Annotated in this window: 10 protein-coding genes; 5 read left to right on the top strand and 5 right to left on the bottom strand. The window is 76.1% G+C overall.

Features of this window, described 5'->3' with window-relative positions:
* From ONA70_RS32965 to rimP, 4 genes are all read right to left on the bottom strand, one after another.
* On the bottom strand, nucleotides 1-836 hold an 836-nt coding region (locus tag ONA70_RS32965; RefSeq protein ID WP_265010398.1), incomplete at its 3' end, for a translation initiation factor IF-2 N-terminal domain-containing protein.
* A 93-nt stretch (nucleotides 837-929) separates the two neighbouring features.
* Nucleotides 930-1265 (bottom strand): YlxR family protein, encoded by a 336-nt coding sequence (locus ONA70_RS32970; RefSeq protein WP_265010399.1) that lies wholly within the window; start codon nucleotides 1263-1265, stop codon nucleotides 930-932.
* A gap of 16 nt (nucleotides 1266-1281) precedes the next feature.
* Nucleotides 1282-2325 carry a transcription termination factor NusA gene (nusA, locus tag ONA70_RS32975; RefSeq protein ID WP_265010400.1) on the bottom strand — a complete coding sequence of 348 codons (1044 nt, stop codon included), beginning with the start codon at nucleotides 2323-2325 and terminating at the stop codon, nucleotides 1282-1284.
* Nucleotides 2322-2996 (bottom strand): ribosome maturation factor RimP, encoded by a 675-nt coding sequence (gene rimP, locus ONA70_RS32980; protein WP_265010401.1) that lies wholly within the window; start codon nucleotides 2994-2996, stop codon nucleotides 2322-2324. The genes nusA and rimP overlap by 4 nt, the downstream gene beginning before the upstream one ends.
* 232 nt (nucleotides 2997-3228) lie before the next feature.
* Between rimP and ONA70_RS32985 the strand changes: the two genes are divergently transcribed.
* From ONA70_RS32985 to ONA70_RS33000, 4 genes are all read left to right on the top strand, one after another.
* Entirely contained in the window at nucleotides 3229-3681 is a 453-nt protein-coding gene (locus tag ONA70_RS32985; RefSeq protein WP_265010405.1) for a hypothetical protein, read from the top strand.
* On the top strand, nucleotides 3681-4133 hold the full coding sequence (locus ONA70_RS32990) for a ferritin-like domain-containing protein (RefSeq protein ID WP_265010406.1): 453 nt from the start codon (nucleotides 3681-3683) through the stop codon (nucleotides 4131-4133). Before ONA70_RS32985 ends, ONA70_RS32990 begins: the two co-directional genes overlap by 1 nt.
* Before the next feature lie 69 nt (nucleotides 4134-4202).
* Nucleotides 4203-4784: a PadR family transcriptional regulator gene (locus tag ONA70_RS32995; protein WP_265010402.1), complete on the top strand. Its 582-nt coding sequence runs from the start codon at nucleotides 4203-4205 to the stop codon at nucleotides 4782-4784.
* Between the two features lie 37 nt (nucleotides 4785-4821).
* On the top strand, nucleotides 4822-5544 hold the full coding sequence (locus tag ONA70_RS33000) for an ABC transporter ATP-binding protein (protein WP_265010403.1): 723 nt from the start codon (nucleotides 4822-4824) through the stop codon (nucleotides 5542-5544).
* A 265-nt stretch (nucleotides 5545-5809) separates the two neighbouring features.
* Here ONA70_RS33000 and ONA70_RS33005 read toward each other — a convergent pair whose 3' ends face one another.
* A complete protein-coding gene (locus ONA70_RS33005; RefSeq protein WP_265010404.1) occupies nucleotides 5810-5992 on the bottom strand; it encodes a hypothetical protein in 183 nt (60 codons plus the stop codon).
* Nucleotides 5993-6234: 242 nt separating this feature from the next.
* Between ONA70_RS33005 and ONA70_RS33010 the strand changes: the two genes are divergently transcribed.
* A partial coding sequence (locus ONA70_RS33010) for an FtsX-like permease family protein (RefSeq protein ID WP_319959480.1) occupies nucleotides 6235-7634 on the top strand: 1400 nt, incomplete at its 3' end.

Consider the following 7634-nt stretch of genomic DNA (forward strand, 5'->3'; position numbering starts at 1 on the left):
CCACGACCGCCACCGGGGCCGCCGGGGCGACCCGTGGCGGGGCGCTGGCTCGGCATGGAGGCCGGGCTGGGCCGCGGGGGCATGGAGGCCGGGCTGGGCCGCGGCGGCATGCCGGCCGGGCTCGGACGGGGACCGCCGGCACCGGCAGCCGGCGGCCGCTGCTGACCGCCCTGAATGCCGAACGGGTTGTTGCCGGCGCCACGCGCCGGCGGACGGCCGGGACGCGCGCCCGGGCCCGGGGTCGGCCCGCCGGGACGACCGGCGGCCGGGGTACCCGGACGCGGCGGCACCGCGTTCGGACCCGGACGCGGACCCGGACGGGGACCACCCTCGGTCGGGGGCTCCCGACGGACGTTCTCGCGCTGCTGCTGGCGGGCGGCCTGCGCGGCCTTGACCGCGGCCTCCTGCTCAGCCTTCAGCGCGGCGGCGCGCGCCTCGGCGGCCGCCACCTCGATGTCGTGCGCGCTCGCCGGCTTGGCGACCGGAGTCGCCGGCTGCGGCGGGCCGGGGACCGGGCCCTTGGGCTTCGGTCCAGGGGTCGGCGCGGCCGGCCGCCGTGGCGGCATCGGCTTGGCCGAGACCCGGGGGGCACCCGGGGTCGGGGTCGGGGTCGGCGTCGGGGCCGGGGACGGCGCGGCCGCCGGAGGGGCGGCCGGTGCCGCGGAGCTACCGGCGGACGCGACGAATGCGCCACGCAGCCGTCGGGCGACGGGCGCCTCGACGGTGCTGGACGCGGACTTCACGAACTCGCCCATCTCCTTGAGCTTGGCGAGAACGGTCTTGCTTTCGACCCCGAGCTCCTTGGCGAGCTCGTGTACGCGGGCCTTTCCTGCCACTGCACTCCTCACTCCGAGGTCGTGCGGGCAGCACCCGCAGCGACCTCACTCGTGCACTTGAAGCCTGGTCATTTCAGGGACTTCATCGTGTGCTCATGTCGGTCGTCCTACCTTGCTAGCGACCCTCGACCGGTCGGGTTGACCGGTCGTCGGGGGTTGCGCGTCAACGTGCTGCGCCAGCGCACCGTGGTCGATGACCCCGGTGACACGCAGCGCCCGCCCGAAGGCACGGCGCCGCACCGCTTGCGCGAAGCAGGCCGGATCCGGGTGCATGTTTGCTCCCCGACCCGGCAGTCTGCGGGCCGGATCGGGCCGGAGGCTGTAATGACCAGCCTCGTCGCCGACCGCGACGATCCGCAGCAACTCGCTGGCCGGCGCTCGCCTCCGGCAGCCCACACAGGTGCGCTCCGGTAGCGCGCGTCGTACCACTGGAGGAAGTCTACCCCTAGCTGTTCGAGATCGCGCCGCCCGGCTCCGGTACGTGATCAGCTCCGCTCCGACCGGCCCCGCCCGACTGCTCGGCGTCGGACCGGATGTCGATCCGCCAACCGGTCAATCGGGCAGCAAGTCGGGCATTCTGCCCCTCCCGCCCGATCGCGAGCGAGAGTTGGAAGTCCGGAACGGTCACCCGGGCGGTCCGGCTGGCCAGGTCGACCACCTCGACCCGGAGCGCCTTGGCCGGCGAGAGCGCGTTGCCGACGAAGGTGGCCGGGTCGTCCGACCAGTCGATGATGTCGATCTTCTCGCCGTGCAGCTCGCTCATCACCGCGCGGACCCGCTGGCCCATCGGGCCGATGCAGGCGCCCTTGGCGTTCACGCCAGGGGCGGTCGAGCGCACCGCGATCTTCGTACGGTGACCTGCCTCACGCGCGATCGCACCGATCTCCACGGTGCCGTCGGCGATCTCCGGCACCTCGAGGGCGAAGAGCTTCTTCACCAGTGCCGGGTGCGAACGGGACAACGTGATCTGCGGGCCGCGCATTCCCTTGGCCACGTGCACCACGACGCACCGGATCCGCTCGCCGTGCGCGTACCGCTCGCCGGGGACCTGCTCGGACTGGGGCAGGACGCCCTCCAGCTTGCCCAGGTCGACGCTGACAATGCCCTTCTCGGCGCGCGCCTCGTGCGCCTGCACCACGCCGGTGACCAGGTCGCCGTCCCGGCCGACGTACTCGCCGAAGTGCACCTCGTCGGTGGCCTCCCGCAGCCGCTGGAGGATCACCTGCTTCGCCGTCATGGCGGCGATCCGGCCGAAGTCGTGCGGGGTGTCGTCCCACTCCCGCACCACGGCACCCTCGGCGTCCACCTCCTGGGCGTACACCGAGGCGGCCCCGGTCTTGCGGTCGATCTCCACCCGGGCGTGCGGCTCGGCGCCGTCCGTGTGCCGGTAGGCGGTCAGCAGCGCGGTCTCGATCGCCGCGAGGATGGTGTCGAACGGGATCTCCCGCTCGCGCTCCAGTGCGCGCAGCGCCGCGAGGTCGATGTTCACCTCTCCTCGTCCTCCACATCATCGTCGTCGTCGATATCGTCGTCGAACTCGTCGTCCGGCACCTCGTCGAGGCGGCTGAACTCCACCTGGACCCGGCCCGGCCCGAGCTCGGCGTACGGGTGGGCCACCCGGCCGGCGTCGGTCTCCAGCACCACGTGCTCGTCGTCCGCCTCGACCACCCGGCCGGTGAGCTGCCGGTCCCCGGCGGTGCGCTGCTCCGGCAGCCCCGCCGCGCCGCGCACGGTCACCTTGACCAGCCGGCCGACGTTGCGCCGCCAGTGCCGCGGCAGGGTGAGCGGGCGGTCCACGCCGGGGGAGCTGACCTCCAGCTGGTACTCGCCGGCCACGATGTCGCCGCCGGCCTCCTCGGCCGCGTCCAGCGCGGCGGAGACCGCCCGGGAGACGTCCGCGACCCCGTCCAGGTTGATCCCGCCGTCGGCGTCCACGATCACCCGGACCACGTGCCGGCGGCCGGCGCGGGAGACGGAGAGGTCCTCGAGGTCGTACCCGGCGGCGGTGACCACGGGCTCGATCACCTCGCGCAGCCGGGCCCGGCGGGCGGCGAGATCGCCGCGGGGCGCGCCGGCCTGGTCCCCGGTACGGGGCCCGGCGGACCGGCGGGGTCGCCCGGAGGGCCCCGTCGGCCTGGTGGCACGGCCACGCTGCGTCATCTGCGCACCCTTCTGGTGTTCGGACGGGCCGGTCGGCCCGCCATGCCGGCACGCCACCGGGGCGGACGCGCCCGGTGGCTGCGCAGAGCGTAACGCGCGGGCCGGCCGGCGGCCCGGGCGGCGCACCGACGCCGATAGGCCCATGAGCCCGGCACCGATGGTGTTGACTTGTCCGGTGGCGACGGGCAGAACGACACAACATCAGGAAGCAGCGGGACATTCCCGGCGGAATCTGCTGCGCACCGGGGCGCTGGTCGCGCTCGGCGGCGCCGCCGTACCGCTGGCCGGCTGTGATCTTTTCGATCGTGGTGACGACCGGTCACGGGGGCCGGATCCCCTGGAACCGCTCGCGGCGGAGTCGGTCGCGCTGGAGGCCCGGTACCGGGCCGCCGTCGCCGCCGCCCCGGACCTGACCGACCGGCTCACTGCGATCGCCGACGCCCACCGCGCGCACGCCGAGGAGCTGCGCAAGGTGATCGGCCGACCGGCGCCCAGCGGCTCCCCCGCCGCCGCCCCGACGCTGGCCGCGACCGACCCGGACGGCCTGGTGGCCGAGTTGCGCCAGGCGGAGAAGCAGGGCCGGGAGAACGCGGCGCGGGCGTGCGCCGCCGCGCCGGGCGAGCGGGCCGCGCTGCTCGGCTCGATCGCCGCCGCCCGGGCGACCCACGTGGAGGCGCTGGCGTGATCCCACGTACCGCACCGACCAGCATCGGGCCGGCCCAGGCCCTCGCCGAGGCGCTCACCGCCGAATACGCGGCGATCTGGGCGTACGGGGTGATCGGGGTGCACCTCGCCGAGGGCGCGCGGCAGGCCGCCCGGAGCGCGGAGGCGGCGCACCGGACCCGCCGGGACGCCCTCATCCTCCAACTCAGCGGCGGCGGCGGTCAGGTCCCCGCCGACCGGGCCGGATACGCCCTGCCGTACCCGGTGACCGATCGGACGAGCGCGCTGAAGCTGGCGGTCGAGATCGAGGAGCGGACCGCCGGCCACTGGCGGGCGGCATTGCCGCACACCACCGGCGCCGACCGGAACCGGGCCCTCGCGGCGCTGACCGACTGCGCGCTGCGGGCCACCCGGTGGCGGCGCACCGCCGGAGTGACGCCGATCACCGTCCCGTTCCCCGGCCGGCCGGTCTGAGCGCCGAGCCGGTCACGGGGCGGATCGCCCCGGTTGCGGCCCGCATACCAGGTATGCATACTCCACGCCATGTCCATCCGCCACGGCCTGCTCGCCCTGCTCGAACGCGGCCAGATGTACGGCTACCAGCTGCGCGCGGCGTTCGAGGAGTCGACCGGCTCCACCTGGCCGCTGAACATCGGGCAGGTCTACACCACGCTCGCCCGCCTGGAACGCGACGGCCTGGTCCGCTCGCTGCCGGAGAGCGAGGCCGGGCAGCGGCCGTACGAGATCACCGACGCCGGACGGGCGGACCTGACACTGTGGTTCGCTACCCCGATCAGCCGGGCCGACCGGCCCCGGGACGAACTGTCGATCAAGCTGGCGCTGGCGCTCACCACCCCGGGGGTGGACGTGCGCGCGGTGGTGCAGACCCAGCGCAGCGCCACCATGCGCGCGTTGCAGGAGTTGACGCGGTTGAAGTACGCCAGCGACAAGCCGGAGGACCTGCCCTGGCGGCTGGTGCTGGACGCGATGCTCTTTCAGGCCGAGGCGGAGGTCCGCTGGCTCGACCACTGCGAGACCAGCCTGGTCCGCTACCGTCCCGCGCCGGGCCGGCCGACCGGGCACCCGGAGGCGGTGGACCGGACCGACGAGGCGGCCCGCCGGTGAGCCGCGGGCCGACCCGGCGGGAGACGAAGGAGCCACGGTGAGCGTGGTGCTGGAACTGCGGAACGTGCACCGGACGCACGGCGTCGGAGCGGCGGCCGTGCACGCCCTGCGCGGGGTCAGCCTGGCCGTCCGGGCCGGCGAGCTGGTCGCCGTGATGGGCCCGTCCGGCTCGGGCAAGTCGACCCTGCTGGCGCTCGCCGGCGGGCTGGACCGGCCGACCGGCGGGGACGTGCTGGTCGAAGGGGAACCGCTCGGCGTCCTGGGCGCGCGCGAGCTGGCCCGGCTCCGGCGCCGCCGGATCGGGTACGTCTTCCAGGACCTGAACCTGCTCGGCAGCCTCACCGCGGTGGAGAACGTCGCGCTGCCGCTGGAACTCGACGGCGTCGGCCTCCGGGCCGCCCGCCGGGCGGCGCTGGCGGCGCTCGACGAGGTGGGCGTGGCGGGGCTGGGCGACCGGTTCCCCGACCAGATGTCCGGCGGCCAGCAGCAGCGGGTGGCGATCGCCCGGGCGCTGGTCGGCGAGCGTCGCCTGGTGCTCGCCGACGAGCCCACCGGCGCGCTCGACTCGCAGACCGGGGAGGCGGTGCTGCAACTGCTGCGCCGCCGGGTGGACGCCGGAGCGGCCGGGGTGCTGGTCACCCACGAGGCGCGGCACGCCGGCTGGGCCGACCGGGTGGTCTTCCTCCGGGACGGGGACCTGGTCGACTCGACCGCCCCGCTGATCGGCGTCGAGCAACTGCTCAGCGGCAGCGGGCGGTGAGCCGGCGTCGGATCGCCGGCGCCCTCCGCTCGTGGCGGGCCGCGCTGCGGATCGCCCGGCGCGAGGCCCGCCGGGCCCGGGGGCGTACGGCGCTGGTGTTGGCGATGATCGCGCTGCCCGTGCTGGGACTGGCCTTCGCCGCCGTGAGCTACGACATGGCCGAGCTGACCCGGGCCGAACGGCAGGACCGCCGGCTCGGCGCGGCCGACGTGGAGCTGCGCTGGGTGGCGGAGAACGCGCAGGTCCAGGACGTCTGGGGCACCAGCTACTGGCCGGCCGGGGCGCAGACCGTACAGACCGTGCCCCGTACCCGGCCGGTGACGGCGGACCAGCTCACCGATCTGCTGCCCGCCGGCAGCCGGGTCACCCCGGTCCGCTGGTGGGTGCCGTTCGAGCTCCGGTTCGGCAACCGGATCGGCTCGATCGACGCGCGGGCCCTCGACCTCACCGACCCGCTCGCCCGGCCCCTCGCCAGGCTGCGCGCCGGCCGGCCCCCGAGCGCCCCCGACGAGATCGCGGTCAGCCCCCAGGCCCAGCGCCGGCTGGGCGTACGCCTCAATGAGCCGGTGCGCGCCGCCGACGGCACGGCGTACCGGGTGGTCGGAGTGGTGGAGTTCCCGGACGACCTGCGGGAGATCGTGGCGCTGGGCCCCCCGCAGCCCGGTCGAACCGTCGGACGACAGCTGGCTGGTGGACCTGCCCGGGCCGGTGGACGCTGCCCTGGTGGACCGGCTCAACGCACGCGGGATCGTGGTCGCCGGCCGGGTCCCGCTGCCCGGCCGGGACGAGGTGACCACCGCACCGAACCTGCCCGACCCGGAGCAGACGGGCAACGTGGTCCTCGTCGGCGGGTTGGGCCTGCTGGAGGTGGTGCTGCTGGTCGGCCCCGCCTTCGCGGTCGGCGTCCGCCGCCGGCGGCGGGACCTCGCCCTGGTCGCGGTGGCCGGCGGGGACGGCGCGCACCTGCGCCGGATCGTGCTCGCCGACGGGGTGGTGCTCGGTGCCGGCGGCGCGGCGCTCGGGCTGCTGCTCGGCGTCGGCGCCGCGTTCGCCGGCCGGCCGCTGGTGGAGCAGTACGTCATGTCCGCCCGGTTCGGCGGGTACCGGGTCTTCCCGGCGGCGCTGGCCGCGATCGCCGTGGTGGCGGTGCTGGCCGGGGTGCTGGCCGCGCTGGCCCCGGCCTGGACCGCGGCCCGGCAGGACGTGGTGGCCGGGCTGGCCGGCCGGCGCCAGCCGCCCCGGCACCGCCGGCGCTGGTTGGTGCTCGGGGTGCTGCTCACCGCCGTCGGGGCCGCCGTCGCCGCGCTCGGTGCCACCCGGTCCTCCCCCACCGTGGTGCTGGCCGGGCTGATCCTCGGCGAGCTGGGCCTGGTCTTCGCCACCCCGACGCTGATCGGGCTGCTCGCCCGGGCGGGGCGACTGCTGCCGCTGACTCCCCGTCTCGCGCTGCGTGAGGCCAGCCGCAACCGTTCCTCGGCGGCGCCGGCCATCTCCGCCGTGATGGCGGCGGTCGCCGGCAGCGTGGCCCTCGGCGTCTACCTGGCCGGCGACGAGGCCCGCCAGCGGGCGCAGTGGCAGCCGGGCATTCCGCCGGGCAACGTGCTGCTGCTGCGCCGCGACGGCCTGGTCGGCGGTCCGCTGCCACCGGCCCCCGAGGTCGCGGACCGGGTGCGGGCGGTGCTGCCGGCCGCGACGGTCGCCCCGCTCGCCGTCCCGGACTGCGCGAAGCGGGTGTCCGAGGAGGACTTCTGCATGGTGTCGGCGGTGCTGCCGGCCGAGCGGCGCTGCCCGTACGGGCCCGGGGACGTGGTCGCCGGCGCCGACCGGGCCCGCGCCCTGGCCGACCCGCGCTGCGTCCGGCCGTTCCGCGAACCGGGTGGCCTCTACCAGCCCGCGTACGTGGACGACGGCGCCGCGCTGGCCGCGCTCACCGGCGCCCCGTCGGCGGAGATCGCCGCCGCGGCCCGGGTGCTCCGGGCGGGTGGGGTGGTGGTCACCGACGCCCGGCTGCTGGTGGACGGCCGGGTCACGGTCACCGTCAACCACGGTGCCGCCGAGGCCGTGCCCGCGGCCAACGCCACCCTGCCCGG

Source organism: Micromonospora yasonensis, assembly GCF_026013475.1.
GTDB classification, from domain to species: Bacteria; Actinomycetota; Actinomycetes; order Mycobacteriales; family Micromonosporaceae; genus Micromonospora; species Micromonospora yasonensis.